Below are 25,786 nucleotides of genomic sequence, written 5' to 3'. Positions count from 1 at the left end.
TAGCCTCCAATTATTCATCTTATAGAGCATATAAGACTTATAAATTCTATAAAACAAACAACAAGGGTTAGTCTAATTATAAGACTAACCCTAAAAAATCAAAAGATTATTTCTTAAGTGTAATTACTACGTAGCGATATGGCTCTTCACCCTCTGAATGAGTTGTAACGTTATTATCATTCTGAAGTGCTGAATGAATAATACGTCTCTCATAAGGATTCATAGCTTCAAGAGTAACAGCCTTCTTTGTTCTCTTAACCTTGCTAGCCATATTCTTTGCAAGATTTTCTAAAGTCTCTTTTCTACGACGTCTGTAATCCTCTGTATCAATCTTAACTCTTGTATACTTTTCAGAAGAACGATTAACAGCTAAGTTTGTAAGATACTGTAAAGAATCAAGTGTCTGTCCACGCTTACCAATTAATACACCCATCTCTGGACCTGCAAGGTCGATTAAAAGAGTATCATCTTCCTCGTTGAACTCCATTGAAATATTAACTTCAAGCTGCATAGCCTCAAATACACCATTAAGGAATTCCTTAGCAACCTGCTTTGGATCTTCATCAGCAGAAATTACTACCTTAATGATAGCTTCTTTAGAACCAATTCCAAGGAAACCTGAGCTTCCTTCTTCAATTACTTCATATTTGATTTCGCTAGAAGTTACACCTAATGAAACTGTTGCATTAGTAAGGGCATCATCAACAGTCTTACCAGTAAACTCTTTAAATTCCATTATTAAGTTCCCCCCTATTTATTATTCATCTCGTTAAATTCTTTAACAAGGTTTGCTTTTGAAGCAAGTGAACCGCTACTAGCCTTAGATCTAAACTCTTCAGCCTTCTTAAGAGTATCAGAATCATCTGAAAGCATATTAGCTTTTTCAGTCATAGTAGCTGCTTTTGTGCTCATACGAGCAGCCTCATAAATCTGAGCCTGACGAATGCCACGCTTTTCAGCCTTAGCTGCAGCCTTTTCTTTATTCTTCTCAATAATACTCTCAAGATCAATCTTCTCGAAGTGCTTATTTAAGAAGTACTGCTGAATAATACGAACAACAGCACCAGCTATCCAGTAAAGACCAAGACCTACAGGAACTGAGAAACAGATGAAAAGAGACATAAGTGGCATCATAAGATTCATTGTCTTCATCTGCTGAGCCATCTGCTCTGACTGTCCCTCTGTAGACTGAGGTGTAAGCTTAATATTTGCCATCTGTGAAAGATATGAGCAAACAGGAATAAGCAATGCACAAATAATAAGACCAAAATTCTTAGTATTAGATGACCAACCATCCTTAATAAGGTTAAGTGGAGTATCTGAAATATTAAGAACAAATAAGTAATTAATCTTCTCAAGCTTAGCAACAACTGTATCAACAGAAGAAGCTAAATCAGGAAAATTAGAAGTAACAGCTTCCCAACCTGCTGTTGGAAGCTTATAAAGTACATCAATAATAGAATCTGATACAACAGAGGTATCTGCTGCTGTAAAATCAGGCTTAAGATTCTTAACACCAGACTCTTCATAGATAGTTTGCATAGTCTTTGCAAAACCATCAGTAGCCATAATACCATTTACAAGCTCTGTAAATACATTCTTTACAGAAGAAATGTAAGCTGGAACATTATAGAAAACTCTATAAAGCGCAAAAAGAATAGGCATCTGGATTAACATGTAAACACAGCTACCTGTAGGAGAAATGCCGTATTTATCATAAAGTGCCTGAGTTTCACTCTGCTGAGCCTGCATAGAGGCTTGATCCTTTTTACCTTTATACTTATCCTGAATAGCCTTCATCTCAGGCTGCATCTTACGTGTAAGAACAGCAAACTTCTGCTGCTTATATGTAAGAGGGAACATACAAAGATAAATAAAGATTGTAAAAATAATGATAGTAAGAGCTATATTCTCAATACCAATAGAAGCAAGAAGAATATAAATCTTGTCCATGAACCAACCAAGAACCTTAGCGATAGGTCCTAAGATTGAACCGTTATAAGCGGTTAATAAAAGCTCGCTCAATGTAAAACCTCCAGTTTTTTATGGAACTGGATCATATCCACCATGAGAAAAAGGATTACAACGAACTATACGCCACAAAGCCAAACCACCACCCTTAATAGCGCCATACTTTTCAACCGCCTGAAGGCCATAATTTGAACAGCTAGGGCAATAAGGACATTTAGTAGTTTTTATTGGAGATATATATTTTTGGTAAAACTTAATTAAAAATATAAATAGTCTCTTCAACATACTTATTCAACACAATGGAAATGATAATTCCAATTATTTTCGAGTTACTTTGTGAAGATTTGCAAGATGAAGCAAAGATTTTTGTATCTCATCGAAATTAGCAGAAGCTGCGGCCTCTCTCACAACGACTACAATGTCCAAACCACTATTGAACATCTCTTCATTTAGTCTATAACTTTCTCTTATCAGTCTCGTCAAATGATGCCTAACTACCGAATTTCCAACCTTTTTACTAACAGAAATTCCAATGCGATTTCGATCTGTATTATTATGGTAAATATACATAACGAGCTGGCGGTTAGCTTTAGACACACCTCTTCTGTATACTTGAGTGAAGTCTTTATTCTTTTTTAATGATTCACTAAATTCCATAACAAATATTTTCCTTTAAATAGAAAGAAAGACCACATGGTCTGTGGCCTAAGCTGATAACTTCTTTCTTCCTTTTGCACGTCTAGCAGCAAGTACCTTACGTCCGCCTGCTGTGCTCATTCTAGATCTAAATCCATGAACTTTGGATCTCTGTCTCTTTTTTGGTTGATATGTCATCTTCATAATATATCCACCTCCTCTTTATGAGAAAACATCAGTTGAAATTATAAAGGCAAAAGCCTATAAAGTCAATAAAAAAACGGATATTTAAATATAGAATTCATTGTGGATAACTAAAAAACACAATATCTTAATATTTTTACAAATTTTGAATACTAAATGTTGTGTTCAAAGCTATAAAAAAAATAAAATGTTATCTACAATGTGTGGAAAACTATGTGGATAAAATGGGATTAATTTTAATTTATCCACATTTAATATAACAATTATTGTAAAATAAATACATAATTCTGTGGATAAGAAAAATAGACAGTTGTGGATAAATATTAACAGGCTAAATACAGGCTCAAATTTCAAAAATAAGCCTCTTTTTTTCTTAAACAATCCCCTACACCATTCTTATAGTAAATATTGCTAAAATGCCTTATTTAGTTTAGAATAGTAAATAGTTTAAAATTGTGGATAAAAGGGACTATATATGGAAGAAATTGTTAAGAAATGGGAAGAGATACTTTCCTATTTAAAAAATGAATACGCTATCACAGATGTATCTTATGATTCTTGGATCAAACCTCTGGAATTATTTCAAATAGAAGATAATAAATTATATCTTACTTACAGTGGTGATCAAAATACAATGACTCTTAGTTACGTAACAAGAAAATATGCTACACCACTTAAAGTTACAATCGCAGAAATCACAGGTATTCAATTCGATGAAATCTTAGTTATCTCTCAGGATAATGCAAATCAAATCAAAAAAGAAAAAAATGTAAATATTAATATAGAAGAAGCTCCAACATATAATGAAAAGAAAATTGGCAATACTACTATTAATCCAAAGTTTACTTTTGATAATTTCGTCGTAGGTAGAAATAATAGATTTGCCCAGACTGCAGCACTTGCGGTAGCAGAATCACCTGGTGAATTTTACAATCCCCTCTATATATATGGAGGACCTGGACTTGGTAAAACTCATTTGATGCAGGCAATTGGAAATTATATCGAAAATCAAAATCCTAACACTCATATCTTATATGTAACTTCAGAAGAATTCACAAACGAAGTTATTGAAAACATGAGAGCTAATTCTAATGCTACTGCTATGCAGCGTTTTAGAGATAAATACAGAACTGTTGATGTTCTTATGGTAGATGATATTCAGTTTATTATAGGAAAGGAAGCAACTCAGGAAGAATTCTTCCATACCTTTAATGCACTTCATGCCATGGGTAAACAAATAGTTATTTCATCAGATAAGCCACCTAAGGATATGGAGACTTTGGATGATCGTTTCAAATCAAGATTCGATATGGGGCTTATGGCTGATATTGGATATCCAGATTATGAAACACGTATGGCTATTCTTAATAAGAAGGTTGAAGATAAAAACTTCAATCTAGATGAATCAATAAGAAAGTACATTGCTGAAAATATTCAGTCAAACATTAGAGAAATCGAGGGTGCATTAAATAAGCTAATTGCCTTCTCTAGACTTGAAAAAATAGATATCACAATGGAGATTGCTGAAAGAGAATTACAGAACTTTATATCTCCAAATGTTTCAAGAGAAATAACACCACAGCTTATTATAGAAGTTGTATCAGAGCACTTTAATCTTACAGTTGATCAGATGGCTTCTAAAAATAGATCTAGTAATGTTGCAAGACCTAGACAGATTGCTATGTATTTATGCAATACAATGACTGATTGCTCTCTTCAGGCAATTGGTTCCTTACTAGGTGGACGAGATCATTCAACAATTATTCACGGTGCAAATAAAATCGGTGAAGAAATTGAAAAAGATGAGAATACAAAGAATCTCGTAGAAACTATTAAGAAAAAGATTAATCCAAATTAATGTGGAAAACTTGTTAATAACATTATGGATAATCTGTGAACAATATGTTAATCACTTTCCAAAACGGTAGATATTTAAAAATTTAGACAATTTTTATTCACAAACTATCCATACATTATCAATAATTAATTCACAGATTTTTAAAAGTTATTAGACCATGTTTTACGTGTAGATACTGGGGTTTCACAGTTATATACAAATCCACAACCTATAATAAGAGTACTAAGAATATATATTTTATTTATTTTTTTTGAAAGGGAGAACACCAATGAAAATCACTTGTCAAAAATCCGACCTTGTTAAAGGTGTAAATATTGTTTCAAAAGCGGTTCCAACAAGAACTACAATGGCAATACTTGAATGCATTCTTATTGATGCTTCAGCTGGAGAGATTAAACTTACTGCTAATGATATGGAAATAGGAATAGAAACTATTGTAAATGGAACTATTTCTGAAAGAGGCATCATAGCTCTTGATGCAAAGAAGTTTTCTGAGATTGTAAGAAAGCTTCCTGATAATGAAGTTACTATTGAAACAGATTCTTCATATAAGACATCAATCACATGTGAAAAAGCTAAGTTTGACATTATAGGAAAATCTGGTGAAGATTTCTCTTATCTTCCAAATATTCAGAGAAACCAGCCAATCATTATTTCTCAGCTTACTCTTAGAGATATCATTAGACAGACTATCTTCTCAGTAGCTGATAATGAAAATAATAAGATGATGACAGGTGAGCTTATTGAAATTAAGGATAATAAGCTTAAGGTTGTTGCCCTTGATGGACATAGAGTTTCAATTAGAAATGTTGAACTTAAAAATCCAGCTGATGATGTTAAAGTTGTTGTTCCAAAGAAGACACTTAACGAAATCATTAAGATTGTAGATGGTGGTATTGATGATGAAGTAAATATCTTCGTTACTGATAATCACATTATTTTTGAGTTTGATCAGACTACTGTTGTTTCAAGAATCATTGAAGGTGAATATTTCAAAATTGAGCAGATGCTTTCTGCTGATTATGAAACAAAGATTAAGATTAATAAAAGAGAATTCTTTGATTGTATTGATAGAGCTACTATCCTTGTTAACGAGGGAGATAAGAAACCTATCATTGTTAATGCTGCAGGATCTACAATGTCACTTTCAATTTCATCATTTATTGGTTCAATGAATGAAGATATTGATATTGTTAAAGAGGGTAAGGATATTATGATTGGATTTAATCCAAAGTTTGTAATGGATGCCCTCAAGGTTATAGATGATGAAGAAATCAATCTTTACATGCTTAATGCTAAGAGCCCATGCTTCATTAAGGATGATGAAGGTTCCTTCATTTACATTGTTCTTCCTGTAAACTTTAATAATCCAGGAGCAAATTAATGGAAAAGATTCAAATTAGAGATGAATTTATAAAATTAGGCCAGCTTCTTAAGCTTGCTAACCTTGTTGAATCAGGTGCAATGGCTAAAGAAGTTATTGAAGATGGTCTTGTAAAGTATAATGGCGAAGTTGAAACTCGTCGAGGTAAGAAGGTTTACCCAGGTGATGTTGTAGAATTTAATGGAGAAAGCGTAACAGTTACTAATGATAATTAAATCCATTGAGTTAGAGAATTTTAGAAATTATGAATCATTAAATATTAATTTTGATGAGCATACTACTATTCTCTTTGGTGACAACGCCCAAGGTAAAACTAATATATTAGAGGCTGCATATTTATCAGGTACTACAAAATCTCATAAAGGCAGTCGTGATAAAGAAATTATCAAATTTGATAAAAATGAAAGTCATATTAAAACTGTCATTTCAAAAAATGACAGAGATTATCAAATAGATATTCATTTGAAAAAAAATAAATCCAAAGGAATAGCTATTAATAGGGTTCCAATAAAAAAAGCTGCGGATTTATTTGGTCTTATAAATATAATTTTTTTCTCTCCAGAGGATTTAAATATAATCAAGAATGGTCCTGCTGAGAGAAGAAAATTTATGGATGCAGAGCTTTGTCAGATTGATAAAATATATCTTTCAGACTTAACTAATTACAATAAAGCTCTTAATCAAAGAAATACCCTTTTAAAAGAAATTATATATAAGCCAGAATTAAAAGAAACTCTACCAATTTGGGATGAGCAATTAATTAATTATGGTAAAAAGATAATAACAAGACGTCAAAAATTTATTGATGATATCAACATTATAGTTAAAGATATTCACAGTAAAATTACTGGCGGTAAAGAAAATATAAATGTCAGCTATGAGCCAAATATCGAGGATATCTTTTTTCTTGATGAATTAGTGAATAACAAAGAAAAGGATTTAAGATTCTGTCAGACTAGTGTTGGTCCTCACAGGGATGACATTAAAATTACAGTTGATGGAATTGATATTAGAAAATTTGGAAGTCAGGGACAGCAGCGTACATGCGCTCTCTCACTTAAGCTTTCAGAAATAAAGCTTGTAGAAGATACAATAAACGATAAACCAATATTACTTTTAGATGATGTTTTATCAGAGCTTGATAAAAATCGTCAAAGTTATTTATTAGATAATCTACTTGATACGCAGACAATCATTACCTGCACAGGTATTGATGAATTTGTAAAAAATAGATTTATGCTTAATACAGTGTATAAAGTAACAAATGGTTCTATAGATTTAATTACGGAGGAACAAAGGTGAGTCAAGAAGTTAATCAGGAATATGGTGCAGATCAAATACAAATCTTAGAGGGACTTGAAGCAGTTAGAAAGCGCCCTGGTATGTATATAGGTTCTACATCTGAAAGAGGTCTTCATCACTTGGTATATGAGATAGTTGATAATGCTGTTGATGAGGCGCTTGCAGGATTTTGTACCCATATTCAGGTAACAATTAATCCAGATAATTCAATTACTGTTGTGGACGATGGTCGTGGTATTCCTACAGGAATCAACAGTAAAGCTGGTATTCCAGCGGTTGAGGTTGTATTTACAGTTCTTCATGCCGGTGGAAAGTTCGGCGGTGGCGGATACAAGGTATCTGGTGGTCTTCACGGTGTTGGTGCTTCTGTTGTTAATGCCCTTTCAAATTGGGTTGAAGTAGAAATTAAGCGTGAAGGAAAAATCTTTAAGCAGAGATATGAGCGTGGAAAGACTATGTATCCACTTAAAGAAATTGGTACCTGCCCAGTAGAAGAGACAGGAACTAAGGTCACATTTCTACCAGACGAGACAATATTTGAGACAACTATCTTTGATTTTAAGACATTAAAGGTTAGACTTCGTGAGACTGCATTCCTTACAAAGGGACTTCGTATAACTCTTACAGATACAAGAGGTGATGAGCCTAGAGAGGAAAGCTTCCATTACGAGGGTGGAATCAAGGAATTTGTTCAGTATATTAACCGTGGTAATGAAGCTCTTTATGATGAGGTTATTTACTGTGAAGGTACAAGAGACAATATCTACGTTGAAGTTGCTATGCAGCACAACGACGGATTCCAGGATCAGGCCTACAGTTATGTAAATAATATCGTTACTCCAGAAGGTGGTACTCATCTTACTGGTTTTAGAGGAGCTCTTACAAAGGTATTTAATAAATACGCTAGAGATAATAAGATTTTAAAGGACAGCGATCCACAGCTTGATGGTGATGATATTCGTGAAGGTCTTACTGCTATCATTTCTATCAAGATTGAGGAGCCACAGTTTGAAGGTCAGACAAAGCAAAAGCTTGGAAATTCTGAGGCAAGAGGAGCTGTTGATGCAATAGTTTCAGAGCAGCTTACATGGTTCTTAGAGCAGAATCCTACAATTGCTAAAAATATATGCGAAAAATCGCTGCTTGCGCAGCGAGCAAGAGAGGCAGCTCGTAAAGCTCGTGATCTTACTCGTAGAAAGACAGCTCTTGAAGGAATGTCACTTCCAGGAAAGCTTGCTGACTGTTCAGATAAGGATCCTAAGAACTGTGAAATTTTTATCGTAGAGGGAGATTCCGCTGGTGGTTCTGCTAAGAAAGCAAGAAGCCGTGCAACTCAGGCTATTCTTCCACTTCGTGGAAAAATTCTTAACGTAGAAAAAGCCCGCGAGGACAGAATCTACGGAAACGCCGAGATTAAGGCAATGATTACAGCATTCGGTACAGGTATTCATGAAGACTTTGATATTTCAAAGCTTCGTTATCACAAGATTATTATCATGACTGATGCCGACGTTGACGGTGCTCACATCGCCACACTTATGCTTACATTCCTTTACAGATTTATGCCAGAGCTTATTAAGCAGGGTTATGTATATCTTGCTACTCCTCCACTTTACAAGTTGGAGAAAAATAAAAAGGTTTGGTATGCATATTCTGATGAGGAATTAAATAAAATTCTTACTGAGGTTGGTCGTGACAATAATAACAAGATTCAGCGATACAAGGGACTTGGTGAGATGGATGCTGAGCAGCTTTGGGAGACAACAATGGATCCTGAAAAGAGAATTCTTAAGCGTGTAGTAATCGATGATGAGGATGCATCTGAAATCAACGTTACATTCTCTACTCTTATGGGAGATAAGGTTGAGCCAAGACGTGAATTCATTGAGCAGAACGCTAAGTATGTTCAGAACTTAGATATCTAATTTTTTATATAAAAATCGGGGCTTCGCCCCAAAAAGCAAAAGATAAAGGAAAACTATGGACGACAAAATTTTTGATAACATTCATGATGTTGATCTAAAAGAAACAATGGAGACCAGTTACATCGATTATGCCATGAGCGTTATTGCCTCACGTGCACTTCCTGATGTAAGAGATGGTTTAAAACCAGTTCAGCGTAGAGTTCTCTTCTCTATGATTGAATTGAACAATGGTCCTGACAAGCCACACAGAAAATGTGCACGTATTGTCGGTGATACAATGGGTAAATATCACCCTCATGGTGATAGTTCTATTTACGGAGCTCTAGTTAATATGGCTCAGGAATGGAATACTCGTTACCCACTTGTAGATGGACATGGAAACTTTGGTTCAGAGGATGGCGATGGTGCCGCTGCTATGCGATACACAGAGGCTCGTCTTTCTAAGATTTCTATGACTATGTTCGGTATCAATTACAAGGATGAGAAATTCACCACTGGTAAAGATATCGATATGGATGGCGTAGATTTCATGCCAAACTTTGATGAGACTGAGAAGGAACCAACTGTTCTTCCTGCCCGCTATCCTAACCTTCTCGTTAATGGTACTACTGGTATCGCTGTAGGTATGGCTACCAATATTCCACCTCACAATCTTCGTGAAATCATTGGTGCTGTAAATAAAATTATTGATAACCAGGTAGAAGAAGATAGAGAAACAGAAATCGATGAGCTTCTTGATATTGTAAAGGGACCTGATTTTCCTACTGGTGGAGTAATCCTTGGAAAGACAGGTATCGAAGAAGCTTACAGAACTGGACGTGCTAAAATTAGAGTTCGTGCAGTTTCAGAAATCGAGCCTATGGATAATGGTAAGAACAGAATTGTTGTTACTGAGCTTCCATACATGGTTAATAAAGCAAGACTTATCGAGAATATCGCTAAGCTTGTTAAGGATAAAAAGATTGATGGAATCACAGATCTTCGTGATGAGTCATCTCGTGAAGGTATCCGTGTTTGTATCGAGCTTCGCCGTGATGTAAATCCTAACATCATTTTGAATCAGCTTTACAAGCACACTCAGCTTCAGGATACTTTCGGTGTTATTATGCTTGCACTTGTAAATAATCAGCCAAAGATTCTTAATCTTAAGCAGATGCTTGTGCACTACCTCGACCATCAGAAGGATGTTGTAACACGTCGTACTAAGTTCGAGCTTAATAAGGCTGAGGAGCGCGCTCATATTTTAGAGGGATTGCTCATTGCTCTTGATAACATTGATGAAGTAATTCAGATTATCAGAAGTTCCGCTGATGTAAATTCAGCAAAGGCCACATTGATGGAGCGTTTTGGTCTTTCAGATGCTCAGGCACAGGCTATTGTTGATATGCGTCTTCGTGCTCTCACAGGTTTGGAGCGTGACAAGATTCAGAAGGAATATGATGATTTACAGATTTTAATTGGAAAATTGAAGGCAATCTTAGGTGATGAGAAGATTCTTCTCGGTGTAATCAAAACTGAAATTACAGAAATCGCTGATAAGTACGGTGACGACAGACGTACATCTATCGGATTCGATGAGTTCGATATCAGCATGGAGGATATGATTCCTGTTACTAATACAGTTGTTACCTTCACAAAGCTTGGATATATCAAGCGTATGAACGAAGATAACTTCAAGGCTCAGCATAGAGGTGGTAAGGGAATCAAGGGTATGGAGACCATCGATGAGGATTATGTTACCGAAATGCTCATGATGTCTTCTCACGATTATCTCCTCTTCTTTACAAACAAAGGACGAGTTTATCGTATAAAGGCGTACGAAATTCCAGAATCTAGCCGTACAAGCCGAGGAATTGCAATTGTTAATATTCTTCAGCTTCAGCCTGATGAAAAAATTACAGCTATGATTCCTATCGAAGATTATCATGAGGATAAATACCTCTTCATGGCTACGGCTGATGGTTTTGTTAAGAAGACAAAGATTACTGAATACGACAATATCAGAAAGAATGGTCTTACAGCTATCACTCTTCGTGATGACGATACACTTATCGAGGTTAAGCTTACTGATGGTGACGAAGATGTAATCATGGTTACAAAGTATGGTCAGGCAATTCGCTTCAGCGAGACTGAGGTTCGTCCGACTGGTCGTGCAACAATGGGTGTTATCGGTATGAATCTTTCTGCTGATGATGAAATCATTGGAATGCAGCTTATCTCTCAGGGTGAGAGCCTTATGACTGTTTCAGAAAATGGTCTTGGTAAGTGTACACTTATGACAGAATTTAACACTATCCACCGTGGTGGTAAGGGTGTTAAATGTTACAAGATTACTGAGAAGACAGGTAATCTTATTGGTGCTAAGGCAGTAGAAAAGGATGACGAGGTAATGCTTATAAATACAGCAGGTACAATCATCAGAATTGAGGTTGCTGGTACTACTCTTCTTAGCAGAATTACTTCTGGAGTAAAATTAATTGATCTAAAAGAAAATACTAAGTTAATTAGTATTGCAAAAGTTAGAAAAAGTGATACAATACTCGCAGAAGAGGTTGAAGAATTAAATGAAGGTTCAACAACCGAAGAATAGTATTTAACATAATAGCAATGGGGCTGTTATTTATTTAGATAGCAGTCCCTTTTTTGTTAAATAAACACTTTAATGATTTAAAGTGAGAATAATGTAAAGTATTATCAGGGTATAATAATGAAGAATTTACAGACAACAGTTGTACGAGACACAGTAAAAGAAATGTGCATACAGGCTAATCATTATCTTTCAGAAGATATGAATACAGCCTTAAAAAAAGCAGTTAATACCGAAAAATCAGAGCTTGGTAAGAAAATTTTAAACCAGCTTCAAGAAAATCTAAATATAGCTGACAAAGAACAAATACCGATTTGTCAGGATACAGGAATGGCAGTATTTTTTGTTGAAGTAGGTCAGGAACTTCACATAGAAGGAGGCCTTTTGACAGATGCCATTAACGAGGGAGTGCGACTGGGATATACAGAGGGATACCTACGAAAATCTGTGGTAGGTGATCCAATTGAGCGAGTGAATACTGGAGACAACACACCGGCAATAATTCATTACGATTTAGTTGCTGGAGATGGACTTAAAATTACACTTGCTCCGAAAGGCTTTGGCTCAGAAAATATGAGCCGAGTATTTATGCTAAAGCCTGCAGATGGAATTGAAGGCGTAAAAGAAGCAATTCTTACAGCAGTAAAGGATGCTGGTCCAAATGCCTGTCCACCAATGGTGGTAGGTGTAGGAATCGGAGGAACCTTCGAAAAATCAGCACTTATGGCTAAGCAGGCACTTACAAGAGAATTTTCAGCACGTCCGAATATTCCTTGGGTAAAGGATTTAGAGGATGAAATGCTTGAAAAGATAAATAAGCTTGGCATAGGGCCGGGCGGACTTGGTGGTACTACTACTGCTCTAGCGGTAAATATTAATACATATGCGACCCATATTGCGGGATTGCCAGTAGCAATTAATATTTGCTGTCACGTAAATAGACATATAACGAGGGAATTATAATGGAGCATAGGATTAATACACCAATAACATCAGAAATTGCTACTTCACTTCATGCTGGAGACTATTGTTATATTTCGGGAACAATATATGTTGCAAGAGATGCAGCCCACGGACGCATGAATGAAGCTCTAAATAAGGGAGAAAAACTTCCAATACCAATAGAAAATTGCACAATTTATTATATGGGACCATCTCCTGCTAGACCAGGAAGACCAATTGGTTCCGCAGGTCCTACCACTGCTAGTCGTATGGATAAATACGCTCCGAGATTATTAGACCTTGGAATGAAGGTAATGATAGGAAAAGGCAAAAGAACACCAGAGGTAATAGACGCCATAGTTAGAAATAAAGGTGTTTACTTTGCAGCTGTTGGAGGCGCAGGTGCACTACTATCAAAATGTATAAAAAGTTCTGAGATAGTTTGCTACGATGACTTAGGTGCAGAAGCCATTAGAAAGCTATATGTAGAAGACTTTCCAGTAATTGTTGTTGTAGACAGTGAAGGAAATAATCTATACGAAACTGCTATCAAAGAATTTAGTCAAATATAGATTAAAGAAAGAAAAGGAGTTTAATGATTTGGCAAAGTATATCGCAAAAAGAATTTTGCTGGCTATAGTGTCCATTTGGATAATAACAATGATTACTTTCTTCGCTATGAACGCTATTCCAGGCGGTCCTTTCAACAAAGAAAAGGCCACATCTCCAGCTGTTATTGCAACATTGGAGGCCAGATACAATCTGGATAAACCCGTTGGAGAGCAATATGTTCTCTACATGAAAAATTTGCTTCATGGGGATTGGGGAATCTCTTTACATTCAGGTCGTCCTATTTGGGCTGATATGATTTCAAAGTTTTCTGTATCTGCAAAACTTGGAGGAAGAGCAGCAATTGTAGCTATTATTATCGGAATCATTCTCGGTGCAATCGCAGCATTGAATCGAAATAAATTACCTGATAGATTGATTATTTTCTTCACAACTTTAGGAACGGCAATGCCATCCTTCGTTCTTGCTACTCTTCTACTTTTAGTATTTTGTGTAAGACTCGGATGGTTCCCTGTAGTTAGTTTAAGTTCAGAACCAAACTATACACTTCCAGTAATTGCACTTGCTGTATATCCTATGGCTTATATTACTCGTCTTACAAAGACAAGTATGTTAGATGCTCTAAATCAAGATTACATCAGAACAGCCAGAGCAAAAGGTGTTTCAAAGGTAAAAGTAATTTTCTTACATGCCCTTAGAAATGCACTTATTCCAGTAATCACTTATGTTGGACCAATGGTTGCATATATTTTAACTGGATCGATGGTTGTAGAGAACATTTTCACAATCGGTGGACTTGGCTCAACATTTGTCACATCAATAACAAACAGAGACTATACAACAATCATGGCAGTAACAATATTCCTTGCAATTCTTATGGTAGTTGCAAATTTGCTAACTGACATTGTTTATAAATTTGTTGACCCTAGAATTAAGCTTGATTAGGAGGATATCAGAAATTGGAAAATACAGAAATGAAGAAAAGCCTCCTGTCAGCACAGGTAGATCTTTCAAAATTCAGCTCAGCAAATTTTGAAAAGGCGACAGATGAGGAAAAACGTCAGCAGGACGTTATGGGTGAGTCTACAACATTTTTTAAGGATGGTATGAGACGCCTTCGTAAGAATCCACTTGCGATGGGAAGCATTGTAGTACTTGCACTTATTATTTTAATAATTATTATTGCACCACACATTGTACCTTACTCATACGACCAGATTATTTCAGTAAATGGAGTTCGAGATAAGGGTAGTGCAAACCTTGGATTTTTTATGTATTCAGATAGAGAACTCCAATATATGAGAGAAACAGGAGAAGATCTTTTCCCACATATTTTTGGTACAGATAGTTTAGGTAGAGACTATTTCATTCGTGTTATCTATGGAACAAGAGTTAGTCTTTCTGTAGGTATCATTGCAGCAATCATGGTAGTACTTATCGGTATTATTTATGGTTCAATAGCTGGTTACTTTGGTGGAAAAGTTGACCTTATTATGATGAGAATTGTTGATATCATATATTCTCTTCCTGATATGCTTATTATCATTTTGATTTCAGTTGTTCTTAAAGAAAATCTTGCAGGAAAACTGGCTGGAACAGTCTTTTCAAAATTGGGAGCAAATATGATTTCAATGTTTATTGTATTTGGTCTTCTTTATTGGGTAAGTATGGCACGTCTTATCAGAGGCCAGATTCTTACAATCAAGAATAACGAATACGTACTTGCTGCAAGATGTATTGGTACATCAAACGGTAAAATTCTTAGAAAGCATATTTTACCTAACTGTTTATCAGTAATCATTATCACCACTGCCCTTCAGATTCCTAGTGCAATCTTTACAGAAAGCTACTTGGCATTCTTAGGACTTGGTGTTTCAGAACCACTTTCATCACTTGGTTCCTTAGCCAATGATGCAAGAGCCGGTATGCAGTCTTATCCAGCAAGACTTGTTATTCCAGCACTTATTATTTGCTTAATCGTACTTGCTCTAAACCTTCTTGGTGACGGTCTTAGAGATGCATTCGATACAAAGCTTGATTAATTTAGGAGGATATTATGGCAGATTCAAAATATGTACTTGAAGTAAAAGACCTCCATACAAGCTTTTTTACAGATGCAGGTGAGGTCAAAGCAGTAAACGGTATTACATTTAATCTTGAACCGGGAAAGACTCTTGGTATTGTTGGAGAATCAGGTTCAGGAAAATCAGTTACAGCATATTCAATAATGCAAATTCTTGCCCAGACAGGACGTATCACATCAGGTGAGGTTCTATACAAGGGTGATGATATAACAAAATATTCTGAAAGAGAAATGCAAAAATTCAGAGGAAGTAAATGCTCTATTATCTTTCAGGATCCTATGACCAGCTTAAATCCAGTATTTACTGTTGGTTATCAGCTTGAAGAAGCTATTAGACTTCATACAAACAAGTCAAAATCAGAAGCTAGGGAAAGAGCAATAGAACTTTTGAAGCTTGTTGGTGTGAATGACCCAGAAAAGAGACTTAAGCAGTATCCACATGAGCATTCTGGTGGAATGAGACAGCGTGACATGATTGCTATGGCCCTTGCCTGTGAGCCAGATATTCTTATCGCAGATGAGCCTACTACAGCTCTTGATGTTACTATCCAGGCTCAGATTCTTGAACTTATGCAGGATCTTCAGAAAAAGCTTGGAATGGCAATCATTATGGTTACACATGACCTTGGTGTTATTGCATCAATGTGTGATGAAATTCTTGTAATGTATGGTGGACGTGTATGTGAGCGTGGTACAGCAGATGATATTTTCTACTCTCCTGCCCACGAATATACAAAGGGACTTCTTCGTTCAATCCCACGTACAGACAATATGAACGAAAAATTAGTACCAATCGGTGGTACACCAATTAATCTTCTTAATATGCCTGAGGGTTGCGCATTCTGCCCTCGTTGTGATGAAGCGATGAAAATTTGTCTTAAGGAAGTACCAGATGAGCTTAGAATCAGTGATTCTCACTTGGCTAGCTGCTGGATGAATGTAAAAAAATTGTATGAAAGTAAGGAGGCATAATAATGAGTGAAGAAAAATACCTCCTTGAGGTTGAACATTTAAAGCAGTACTTCCCTATCAAGGAAGGTTTTAGAACAGTACCCCTTAAGGCAGTTGATGATATTTCATTTGCTATTAAGCCAGGCGAGACACTTGGTCTTGTAGGTGAGTCAGGTTGTGGTAAGACAACAGTTGGTCGTACTCTTCTTCGTCTCTACCAGCCAACAGCCGGACGTATTGTATTTGATGGAGATGTTCTTTTTGATAGTGAGAAAAAAATTGATGTAAATATGCATCCATACCGTAAGCAGATGCAGATGGTATTCCAGGATCCATATTCATCACTTGATCCAAGAATGACAGTTGAGGATATTATCGGAGAACCTCTTGATGTTCATAAGCTCTACTCTTCTAAGGGTGAGCGCCGCGATAAAATTCTTTCACTTATGGAAACTGTAGGACTTAATGCTGAGCACGCCATGCGTTATGCTCACGAGTTCTCAGGCGGACAGAGACAGCGAATTGGTATTGCAAGAGCACTTGCAGTTAATCCAAAGTTTATTGTTTGTGATGAGCCAGTTTCAGCCCTTGATGTTTCTATTCAGGCGCAGGTTGTAAATATGTTTGAGGAATTGCAGGAAAAGCTCGGAGTTGCATACCTCTTCATCGCTCATGACCTTTTAGTTGTTCATCATATTTCAGATAGAATCGCTGTTATGTATTTGGGACATATCATGGAGATTGCAGATGCAGATGATTTAAACAATAATCCAGTGCACCCATATACTCTCTCTCTTCTATCAGCTGTACCTATTCCAGACCCAAATATTGCTAGAAAGAGTCAGCGAATTATTCTTGAGGGAGATGTTCCAAGTCCACTTAAGATGCCAAGTGGATGTCCTTTCAGAACCAGATGTAGATATGCGACAGAGCAGTGTGCAAAGGAAATGCCACCACTTACAGACAGAGGCAACAGACATTTTGTTGCTTGTTGGAACAAATAAAATACACAATTGTCAATTAATATGGTTTTAAGCTTTCGGGCTTGAGATAAAAAGTAAAACATAAAAAAGGAGAAAAGAAGCATGAAAAAGAAACTTATCGCAGTTTTACTCGTAGCTTCTATGGCAGCTAGCCTTGTAGCATGTGGAAATAAGAACGCAGCTCCAAGTACAGAAAGCGGTTCAGAAGCTGCACCAGCAGAAGCTACAGCAGTAGACACAGACACAACAACACTTAGACTTAATCTTGCATCAGAGCCAGATTATCTCGATCCAGCACTTAACTCATCAGTTGATGGAGCTTGTCTTGCAGTTAATTCATTTGTAGGTCTTTACACATACGATGAAAACAACAACTGTGTACCAGCCCTTGCAGATGGCGAGCCAGAGGTATCTGAGGACGGACTTACATACACAATCAAGCTTATTGAGTCAAAGTGGTCTAACGGAGAAGCACTTACAGCTAACGATTTTGTATATAGCTGGAACCGTGCAGTAGCTGAGGAAACAGCAGCTGACTATGCTTATATGTTTGCTCCAATCGCTACAAATGGAGATGGTACACTTCAGATTGAGGCAACTGATGATTACACACTTACAGTAAAGCTTAATGCACCTTGTGCATACTTCTATGATCTTCTTGCATTCCCAACATTCATGCCTGTTTACCAGCCAGATGTTGAGGCTGCTAACACAGACGGTACACAGCCAGGTGCTTGGGCACAGGAGCCAGGTTTCGTTTCAAATGGTGCATTTACACTTAAAGAGTGGAAGCACAACGAGTCTATGGTATATGAGAAGAACCCTAACTTCTACAGAGCAGATGATGTAAAGCTTGAGAAGCTTGAGTTCATGCTTTCAGCAGATGATACAGCTATCTATGCTGCTTACAATGCAGGAGATATTGACTTTGCTGATACAGTACCAAACGATGAGATTCAGTCACTTCTTAATAGCCCAGAGTTCCACGTAATCGATACACTTGGAACATACTATGTTGGATTCAACGTAAACTCTGATTTATTTAAGAATCTTACTGCTGAGCAGGCTAATAAGATGAGAAAAGCGCTTTCTCTTCTTATCGACAGAAAGTACATCGTTGATACTGTAGGTCAGACAGGACAGGTACCAGCTGATACATTTATTCCAGATGGAATGGCTGATGGTAACGGTGGCGTATTTGAAGCAGATGACTTTGGTTACTATGATGCTAAAGAAACAGGTGCAGGTAAGGTTGAAGAAGCAGTTAGTCTTCTTGAAGAGTGCGGTTATTCATTTGAATCTGATGGTAACGGCGGATATAAGATTAGCCCAGCACTTGAAGTAACATATATGACAAATGCAGGAACTGGTCACGAAGCTGTTGCTGCATGTATTCAGCAGGATTGGGGCCTTGTAGGCATCGATGTTAAAATTGAGACAGAGGACTGGAATGTATTCCTTGAGGATAGAAAAGCTGGTAAGTTTGATATTGCTCGTGAAGGATGGATTGCAGACTTTAACGATCCTATCAACATGCTTGAGATGTGGCTTTCAAATGGTGGTAACAACGATATGCAGTTAGGTAAGGATTCAAGCAACTCTTCTGCACCTTCATGGAAGGAATATGACGAGCTTATCCAGAAGATTTACGACACAACAGATTTCGCAGCTCGTGTAGACCTTATGCGTGAAGCTGAGGATATGCTTATGGAGACAAATGCAGTAGTACCTATTTACTACTACAATGATATCTATCTTCAGAAGTCAAACGTAACAGGAATCTATACTTCACTTAATCAGAATAAGTACTTCATGTACGCTGAAAAGTCAGCTAATTAATATGGATTTCGCTAGTTTTTATACTACTTAAAGGTTGAGAAAAAAAACTTGGGGAAATCATTAAGATTTCCCCATTTTTTTGTTGACAATGGTGTATTACTCTAGTAGAATAACACTTGCGTCGAACAAAATAAGTAATTACCTACAACTTGGAGAAGTACTCAAGAGGCCGAAGAGGCGCCCCTGCTAAGGGTGTAGGTCGGGCAACCGGCGCGAGGGTTCAAATCCCTCCTTCTCCGTTTTACTTGTTATAAATATGGTGCCATAGCCAAGTGGTAAGGCAAAGGTCTGCAACACCTCTATCACCAGTTCAAATCTGGTTGGCACCTCTTTCAAATCCCTCGACCCTAGTAATGGGGGCGAGGGATTTTTGTTTATAATTAAATATACTAACTATTGAAATAAAGTAAGGAGGAAATGCAATGACAATTTATGACGAGTTAGTAGCTCGTGGCCTGATAGCCCAGGTAACGAACGAAGAAGAAATTAAAAAATTAATTAATGAGGGCAAGGCAACTTTCTATATAGGTTTTGATTGTACTGCAGACAGCCTTACAGCCGGTCACTTTATGGCTCTCACACTTATGAAGAGACTTCAAATGGCTGGTAACAAGCCAATCGCCCTTATCGGCGGTGGCACTACTATGATTGGTGATCCTTCAGGTCGTACAGACATGAGAAAGATGCTTACTCGTGAGGATATCGATCACAACGCTGAGTGCTTTAAAAAGCAGATGGAGCGTTTTATTGATTTCTCTGATGGAAAAGCTCTTATGGTTAACAACGCTGACTGGCTTCTTAATCTTAACTACGTTGAGTTACTTCGTGAAGTAGGTGCATGTTTCTCAGTTAATAACATGCTTCGTGCAGAGTGCTACAAGCAGCGTATGGAAAAGGGACTTTCATTCCTTGAGTTCAACTACATGATTATGCAGTCTTACGACTTCTATTACATGTTCCAGAAATACAATTGTAATCTTGAGTTTGGTGGTGATGACCAGTGGTCTAATATGCTTGGTGGTACAGAGCTCATCAGACGTAAGCTTGGCAAGGATGCTCACGCCATGACTATCACTCTTCTCACTGACTCACAGGGCAAGAAGATGGGTAAGACAGCAGGAAATGCTGTATGGCTTGATCCTAACAAGACAACACCATTCGAGTTCTACCAGTACTGGAGAAATGTAGGCGATGCAGATGTTCTTAAGTGCATTCGTATGCTTACATTCCTTCCAATTGAAGAAATCCAGAAGATGGATAGCTGGGAGGGTGCTCAGCTTAACGAGGCAAAGGATATCCTTGCTTACGAACTTACTCAGATGGTTCACGGTACAGAGGAAGCTGATAAGGCTCGCGAGGCTTCAAAGGCTCTCTTTGCAGGTGGTGCAAATTCTGAGAACGTACCATGCCACACTCTTTCAGCAGAAGATTTCAGAGATGGTAAGGTAGACATCCTTCAGATTCTTGTATCTGCTGGACTTACAGCAAGCCGTGCAGAAGCTCGTCGAGCTGTAACACAGGGTGGTGTTTCTGTAAATGGTGAGAAGGTTGCAGATCCATTCGCATCTTACGAAAAAGATGCATTTGCAGAAGAATTCATGCTTAAGAAGGGTAAGAAATCATTCTGCAAGATTGAAGCATAAAAAACACATTTTACATTTACAATAAGTGCTGGGGCGATGGCCCTGGCACTATTTTGTTTTAAAGGAGTTATAAATAATTATGGAAGCTATAATCGAGAGTTCAAAGGTTTTCTATTTCGACTGGGAATTAGATTTACTTCATTGGTTTCAAAGTATTCACAATTCAGTTTTAGATTTTATTGTTCCAAAGATTACCTTTTTAGGAAATGCAGGATGGTTTTGGATAGTTGTTGTTTTACTGCTACTTGTGCTGCCTTTCAATAGAAAAATAGGTGTCCAGGCTACTATCTCACTTATTCTTACAGTTATCGTTTGTAATTTGATTTTAAAGCCTTCTATCATGAGATGCAGACCATGCTGGCTTGAGCCAGAGGTACAGTTACTCGTAAATGTTCCTCATGACTTTTCATTTCCATCAGGTCATTCAAATGCCAGCTTTGCAGTTGCTACAGCTATCTTCACTAGAAACAAGAAGCTCGGTATTCCTGCATTAGTGCTTGCAGCAATGATTGCTATTAGTCGACTATATGTATTTGTACACTGGCCAACAGATGTATTAGCAGGAACCCGCGTTGGTATTTGTGGTGGTATTGTAAGCTATTTTATAGTTGAGTACTTCTATAAGAAATACAGCAAAAAAACAAGTATTTAGTAATATTCAGGTCTTAGTCTGGTTGACTCATTCATGAATGTTTAGTATATTGTATACATCTTCGTGAGGGAGTAGCTAGCGCATTAATAAATGAATGTGTTGTTTGTCAACAGACTCGGTGATAAACCTGGCAAACATTAAATAGTGAGACTCACGTGTACGTTTTTCGTACACGTGGGTCTTTTTTGATATCCTCACATATAGTAAAAGGAGTTTAAAAAATGGGATTACTGGACATTTTCCTAATTGGCGTTGGCCTTTCCATGGACGCATTTGCAGTAGCAATTTGCAAGGGTCTTGCCATGAGAAAGGTTAACAAAAAGCAGATGTTAATCATTGCTTTATTTTTCGGTGGTTTTCAAGCAATAATGCCTCTGATTGGTTATCTTGTAGGCAACACTTTTGCAAAAAAGATTTCAGCCTATGATCACTGGATTGCATTTATACTACTCTTCTACATCGGTGGAAAAATGATAGCTGATGCAGTAAAAGAATGGAAAGAAAAAGATGTTGTGGAGGAGATGGACCCACCGCTTGATTACAAAGAACTTACTCTTATGGCGATAGCTACAAGTATTGATGCTCTCGCCTGTGGTGTAACCTTTGCTTTTGAGGAAAGCTTTAACATCTTAAGGGCTATTTCTATTATTGGATTTACAACATTTGTCATTTCAGCAATTGGTGTTTATGTAGGCAATATCTTTGGTGACAGATATAAAGCAAAGGCTCAGCTGGTTGGTGGTATAATCCTTATTTTCATTGGAACAAAAATATTACTGGAACATACAATGGGTATAACCCTTGGTTTTTAGGAGGATATTATGATTACATTTTTTTCTACAGTGCCTGGAGCACTAATTTTACTGGTAGTTGGTTTTGTTTTTCTAATTAAGGGTGCAGATTTCTTTGTTGAGGGTGCTTCTGCAGTGGCTAAAAAGCTACATGTACCAGCCCTTGTAATTGGTATGACAATCGTTGCTATGGGTACATCTCTTCCAGAGCTTTCTGTTTCAGTTACAGCTTCAATGGCAGGAAGTAATCAGCTTGCAATTGGAAATGTAGTAGGTTCAAATATTTTCAACCTTATGGTAGTACTTGGAAGCTGTGCTCTCTTCTCTGTATTGGAGGTTGGAGACGACACTATAAAGAAGGACTTTCCATTTTCAGTAGCCTGTGCCGTAGCACTTATGGTTATGGGACTTATTGGATATGAAGTGGGTCATGTAGATGGTGCCATTCTTTTGGTTGCATTTATCATTTTCCTTTTATCCATGCTTTCTGCTGCTAAGAAATCTAGAAAAGCTGCAGCTCATGAGGCAGAGGTTGAAGTTGAGGAGGAAATCGTAGATCTTCCAACATGGCTATGCATTGTTTACATAATAGGTGGTGCAGTTGCCATTAAGTTTGGTGGTGACTGGGTTGTAGATTCCTGCACTACTCTTGCACTCAAATTTGGTATGTCAGAGACACTTGTAGGTCTTACAATCGTAGCACTTGGAACATCTTTACCAGAACTTGTTACATCAGTTGTCGCAGCTAAGAAAAATGAGCTTGATATGGCAATTGGTAACGTAGTTGGTTCCAATATTTTCAATATTTTATTGATTCTTGGAACTGCCGCTGCTATCTCACCAGTTACATTCATGACAGTTAATGCAATTGATATTTTGATTCTTGTAGGTTTTTCAGTAATTGTTTGGATGATGTGCTTTTTTAAGAAGAGTCTTGGCAGATTTCAGGGTGTAGTAATGCTTGCTCTATATATTGGATATTTAGCATATATAATTATCCGTGATGGTGGCATTGCCTAAACACCGTAAATAGTGGTAAAAAATAACCTATTGTGTTAAAATCAAAAGGTTTAAAGGGGTTTTTAACGTTTTGAGAAGGAGGTCAGTATGGGATTTTTTGATGAATTATCAGATAGTATAGTTAATACCACAAAGGACCTTGGAAAAATGGCTCAGAATGCTGGAGACATGACCAAGCTTCAATACGATAAGAAAGTTAAAGAAGCGGAATTAACAAAGCTTTATGAAAAGCTTGGAAAAAAATACTATGACGAGCATAAGGATGAGGATGATGAGGAAATTAAAGAAATCACAGCCGTAATCCTAAGAATAAAAGAAATCTCCGATGATATTATGCAGTTAAAGGGCGGAAAAGCCTGTCCAAAATGTGGAGCTTTAGTTAAAGATGGCTCCAAGTTCTGCAGCTCATGTGGAGAAAAAATAGATGATATATTTGAAGAGTAGGAGTTATTAGAAATGGGCAACAAAGGGAATTATTACATTACAACAGCCATAGCTTACACATCTGGTAAGCCACATATTGGAAACACATACGAAATCGTTCTTGCAGATAGTATCGCACGCTTCCGTCGACAGGAAGGTTATGATGTTTTCTTCCAGACAGGAACAGATGAGCACGGCCAGAAAATTGAGCTTAAGGCTGCAGAGGCAGGCGTTACACCAAAGGAATTCGTTGATAATATCTCAGGTCAGGTTAGAAACATCTGGGATTTAATGAACACATCTTATGACAAGTTCATCCGTACTACAGATGAGGATCATGAGAAGCAGGTTAAGAAGATTTTCAAGAAGCTCTATGATAAGGGCGATATTTATAAGAGTTCATATGAAGGACTTTACTGTACACCATGTGAATCTTTCTGGACTGAGTCACAGCTTGTAGATGGCAAATGCCCAGACTGTGGTCGTGAGGTTCAGCCAGCTAAGGAAGAGGCTTACTTCTTCAAAATGAGCAAGTATGCTGATAAGCTTATTGAATATATCAATACACATCCTGAATTTATCCAGCCTGTATCACGTAAGAACGAGATGATGAACAACTTCCTTCTTCCAGGTCTTCAGGATCTTTGTGTTTCCAGAACATCATTTACATGGGGTATTCCTGTAGATTTTGATCCAAAGCACGTTGTATATGTATGGCTTGATGCTCTTACAAACTATATCACTGGTATTGGTTATGAATGTGATGGTGAGTCTACAGACCAGTTCAAGGCTCTTTGGCCAGCAGACCTTCACCTTATCGGAAAGGATATTATCCGCTTCCATACAATTTATTGGCCAATTTTCTTAATGGCACTTGATCTTCCACTTCCAAAGCAGGTATTTGGTCATCCATGGCTTCTTACTAAGGCTGCAGATGGTGGCGATGACAAGATGTCAAAGTCAAAGGGAAATGTAATCTATGCTGATGAGCTTGTTGATTTCTTCGGTGTAGACGCTGTTAGATATTTCGTTCTTCACGAGATGCCATTCGAAAATGATGGTGCTATCTCTTGGCCACTTATGGTTGAGCGTGTTAACTCTGACCTTGCAAATACACTTGGCAACCTTGTAAACCGTACAATCTCTATGAGTAATAAGTACTTCGGTGGTGTTGTTGAGGACAAGGGTGTAGCTGAAGATGTTGATGCTGATCTTAAGGCAGTAGTTACAGGAACAGTTTCAGCAGTTGAAAAGAAGATGGCAGATCTTCGCGTTGCTGATGCTATCACAGAAATCTTCAATCTCTTCAAGAGATGTAACAAATATATCGATGAGACAATGCCATGGGCACTTGCAAAGGACGAGGCAAAGCAGGACAGACTTGCTACTGTTCTATACAATCTTGTTGAGGGTATTTCAATTGGTGCTACTCTTCTCAAGGCATTTATGCCTGAGACATCTGAGAAGATTCTTGCTCAGATTGGTACAAAGGAAATCCCTTATGATGAGCTTTCTACATTTGGTCACTATCCAAACGGTGGAAAGGTTACAGAAACACCAGAGATTCTCTTCGCTCGTCTTGACCTTGATGAGGTTATGGCAAAGGTTGCTGAGCTTCATCCAGCACAGCCAGAAGAAGCAGCTGATGATGAGGAAGGTATCGATATCGAGGCTAAGCCAGAAATCACATTTGATGATTTCATGAAGATGCAGTTCCAGGTAGGAAAGATTGTTGCATGCGAGGCTGTTAAGGGTTCTAAGAAGCTTCTTTGCTCACAGGTAAAGATTGGTTCTCAGACAAAGCAGATCGTTTCAGGAATTAGAAAGCAGTACACACCAGAGGAAATGGTTGGAAAGAAGGTTATGGTTCTTGTAAACCTTAAGCCAGCCAAGCTTGCAGGTGTATTATCAGAAGGTATGCTTCTTTGCGCAGAGGATGCTGAGGGTAATCTCTCACTCATGACACCAGAGAATGCGATGCCAGCAGGTGCCGAAATCTGTTAGTAAATTATAAATAGCCTG

The 25,786-nt window shown here is 37.4% G+C and carries 24 protein-coding genes and 2 tRNA genes; 21 read left to right on the top strand and 5 right to left on the bottom strand.

What is annotated here, in order from left to right:
* Positions 1-106 precede the first annotated feature (106 nt).
* Genes jag through rpmH form a run of 5 tightly spaced genes read right to left on the bottom strand, consistent with a single transcriptional unit; the run spans position 107 to position 2,811 of the window.
* The gene (jag, locus tag BLP54_RS04480; protein ID WP_090167207.1) at positions 107-736 is read right to left on the bottom strand and encodes an RNA-binding cell elongation regulator Jag/EloR; all 630 of its coding nucleotides are present in this window, start codon (positions 734-736) and stop codon (positions 107-109) included.
* 14 nt (positions 737-750) lie between these two features.
* Complete coding sequence (locus tag BLP54_RS04475; RefSeq protein ID WP_242870626.1) at positions 751-2,025, bottom strand: YidC/Oxa1 family membrane protein insertase; 1,275 nt, start codon at positions 2,023-2,025, stop codon at positions 751-753.
* An 18-nt stretch (positions 2,026-2,043) separates the two neighbouring features.
* Complete coding sequence (yidD, locus tag BLP54_RS16340; protein WP_176754468.1) at positions 2,044-2,256, bottom strand: membrane protein insertion efficiency factor YidD; 213 nt, start codon at positions 2,254-2,256, stop codon at positions 2,044-2,046.
* A gap of 33 nt (positions 2,257-2,289) precedes the next feature.
* Positions 2,290-2,628 (bottom strand): ribonuclease P protein component, encoded by a 339-nt coding sequence (gene rnpA / locus BLP54_RS04465; protein WP_090167205.1) that lies wholly within the window; start codon positions 2,626-2,628, stop codon positions 2,290-2,292.
* 48 nt (positions 2,629-2,676) lie between these two features.
* Positions 2,677-2,811 (bottom strand): 50S ribosomal protein L34, encoded by a 135-nt coding sequence (gene rpmH, locus BLP54_RS04460; protein ID WP_015550658.1) that lies wholly within the window; start codon positions 2,809-2,811, stop codon positions 2,677-2,679.
* A gap of 475 nt (positions 2,812-3,286) precedes the next feature.
* On the opposite strand from rpmH, the gene dnaA reads away from it, so the two are divergent.
* The 21 genes from dnaA (at position 3,287) to metG (ending at position 25,768) form a co-directional block, all read left to right on the top strand.
* Complete coding sequence (gene dnaA, locus BLP54_RS04455) at positions 3,287-4,669, top strand: chromosomal replication initiator protein DnaA (protein ID WP_090167203.1); 1,383 nt, start codon at positions 3,287-3,289, stop codon at positions 4,667-4,669.
* A 268-nt stretch (positions 4,670-4,937) separates the two neighbouring features.
* The gene (gene dnaN / locus BLP54_RS04450) at positions 4,938-6,053 is read left to right on the top strand and encodes a DNA polymerase III subunit beta (protein ID WP_090167201.1); all 1,116 of its coding nucleotides are present in this window, start codon (positions 4,938-4,940) and stop codon (positions 6,051-6,053) included.
* Entirely contained in the window at positions 6,053-6,268 is a 216-nt protein-coding gene (gene yaaA, locus BLP54_RS04445) for a S4 domain-containing protein YaaA (RefSeq protein WP_090167199.1), read from the top strand. Before dnaN ends, yaaA begins: the two co-directional genes overlap by 1 nt.
* Positions 6,258-7,355, top strand: a complete 1,098-nt coding sequence (gene recF / locus BLP54_RS04440) for a DNA replication/repair protein RecF (RefSeq protein ID WP_090167197.1) — start codon at positions 6,258-6,260, stop codon at positions 7,353-7,355. The genes yaaA and recF overlap by 11 nt, the downstream gene beginning before the upstream one ends.
* On the top strand, positions 7,352-9,280 hold the full coding sequence (gyrB, locus tag BLP54_RS04435; RefSeq protein ID WP_090167195.1) for a DNA topoisomerase (ATP-hydrolyzing) subunit B: 1,929 nt from the start codon (positions 7,352-7,354) through the stop codon (positions 9,278-9,280). The genes recF and gyrB overlap by 4 nt, the downstream gene beginning before the upstream one ends.
* Before the next feature lie 55 nt (positions 9,281-9,335).
* Entirely contained in the window at positions 9,336-11,870 is a 2,535-nt protein-coding gene (gene gyrA, locus BLP54_RS04430; RefSeq protein ID WP_090167193.1) for a DNA gyrase subunit A, read from the top strand.
* Between the two features lie 117 nt (positions 11,871-11,987).
* Positions 11,988-12,830: a fumarate hydratase gene (locus BLP54_RS04425; protein WP_090167191.1), complete on the top strand. Its 843-nt coding sequence runs from the start codon at positions 11,988-11,990 to the stop codon at positions 12,828-12,830.
* Positions 12,830-13,381: a Fe-S-containing hydro-lyase gene (locus tag BLP54_RS04420; RefSeq protein WP_090167189.1), complete on the top strand. Its 552-nt coding sequence runs from the start codon at positions 12,830-12,832 to the stop codon at positions 13,379-13,381. Before BLP54_RS04425 ends, BLP54_RS04420 begins: the two co-directional genes overlap by 1 nt.
* Before the next feature lie 28 nt (positions 13,382-13,409).
* The gene (locus BLP54_RS04415) at positions 13,410-14,324 is read left to right on the top strand and encodes an ABC transporter permease (protein WP_090167187.1); all 915 of its coding nucleotides are present in this window, start codon (positions 13,410-13,412) and stop codon (positions 14,322-14,324) included.
* A gap of 29 nt (positions 14,325-14,353) precedes the next feature.
* The gene (locus BLP54_RS04410; protein ID WP_090167482.1) at positions 14,354-15,421 is read left to right on the top strand and encodes an ABC transporter permease; all 1,068 of its coding nucleotides are present in this window, start codon (positions 14,354-14,356) and stop codon (positions 15,419-15,421) included.
* 14 nt (positions 15,422-15,435) lie between these two features.
* A complete protein-coding gene (locus BLP54_RS04405) occupies positions 15,436-16,434 on the top strand; it encodes an ABC transporter ATP-binding protein (RefSeq protein ID WP_090167185.1) in 999 nt (332 codons plus the stop codon).
* Between the two features lie 2 nt (positions 16,435-16,436).
* On the top strand, positions 16,437-17,417 hold the full coding sequence (locus BLP54_RS04400) for an ABC transporter ATP-binding protein (RefSeq protein WP_090167183.1): 981 nt from the start codon (positions 16,437-16,439) through the stop codon (positions 17,415-17,417).
* Positions 17,418-17,498: 81 nt separating this feature from the next.
* Positions 17,499-19,235 carry a peptide ABC transporter substrate-binding protein gene (locus BLP54_RS04395; protein WP_090167181.1) on the top strand — a complete coding sequence of 579 codons (1,737 nt, stop codon included), beginning with the start codon at positions 17,499-17,501 and terminating at the stop codon, positions 19,233-19,235.
* A 151-nt stretch (positions 19,236-19,386) separates the two neighbouring features.
* Positions 19,387-19,474: transfer RNA gene (locus BLP54_RS04390), tRNA-Ser, on the top strand.
* A 19-nt stretch (positions 19,475-19,493) separates the two neighbouring features.
* A tRNA-Cys gene (locus BLP54_RS04385) sits at positions 19,494-19,564 on the top strand.
* 93 nt (positions 19,565-19,657) lie between these two features.
* Positions 19,658-20,878, top strand: a complete 1,221-nt coding sequence (tyrS, locus tag BLP54_RS04380) for a tyrosine--tRNA ligase (protein WP_090167180.1) — start codon at positions 19,658-19,660, stop codon at positions 20,876-20,878.
* Between the two features lie 79 nt (positions 20,879-20,957).
* The gene (locus tag BLP54_RS04375; protein ID WP_090167178.1) at positions 20,958-21,530 is read left to right on the top strand and encodes a phosphatase PAP2 family protein; all 573 of its coding nucleotides are present in this window, start codon (positions 20,958-20,960) and stop codon (positions 21,528-21,530) included.
* A gap of 221 nt (positions 21,531-21,751) precedes the next feature.
* Positions 21,752-22,342, top strand: coding sequence for a manganese efflux pump MntP (locus BLP54_RS04370; RefSeq protein WP_090167176.1), 591 nt, complete (start codon positions 21,752-21,754; stop codon positions 22,340-22,342).
* 9 nt (positions 22,343-22,351) lie between these two features.
* Positions 22,352-23,341, top strand: coding sequence for a calcium/sodium antiporter (locus tag BLP54_RS04365; protein WP_090167174.1), 990 nt, complete (start codon positions 22,352-22,354; stop codon positions 23,339-23,341).
* A gap of 87 nt (positions 23,342-23,428) precedes the next feature.
* Positions 23,429-23,785 (top strand): zinc ribbon domain-containing protein, encoded by a 357-nt coding sequence (locus tag BLP54_RS04360; protein WP_090167172.1) that lies wholly within the window; start codon positions 23,429-23,431, stop codon positions 23,783-23,785.
* Between the two features lie 12 nt (positions 23,786-23,797).
* Entirely contained in the window at positions 23,798-25,768 is a 1,971-nt protein-coding gene (metG, locus tag BLP54_RS04355; RefSeq protein ID WP_090167169.1) for a methionine--tRNA ligase, read from the top strand.
* Positions 25,769-25,786 lie beyond the last annotated feature (18 nt).

The sequence above is a fragment of the Pseudobutyrivibrio sp. 49 genome, assembly GCF_900100545.1.
Lineage (GTDB): Bacteria > Bacillota > Clostridia > Lachnospirales > Lachnospiraceae > Pseudobutyrivibrio.
Note: the sequence above shows the minus strand (reverse complement) of the source record. Positions and strands in the feature narration are given on the sequence as shown.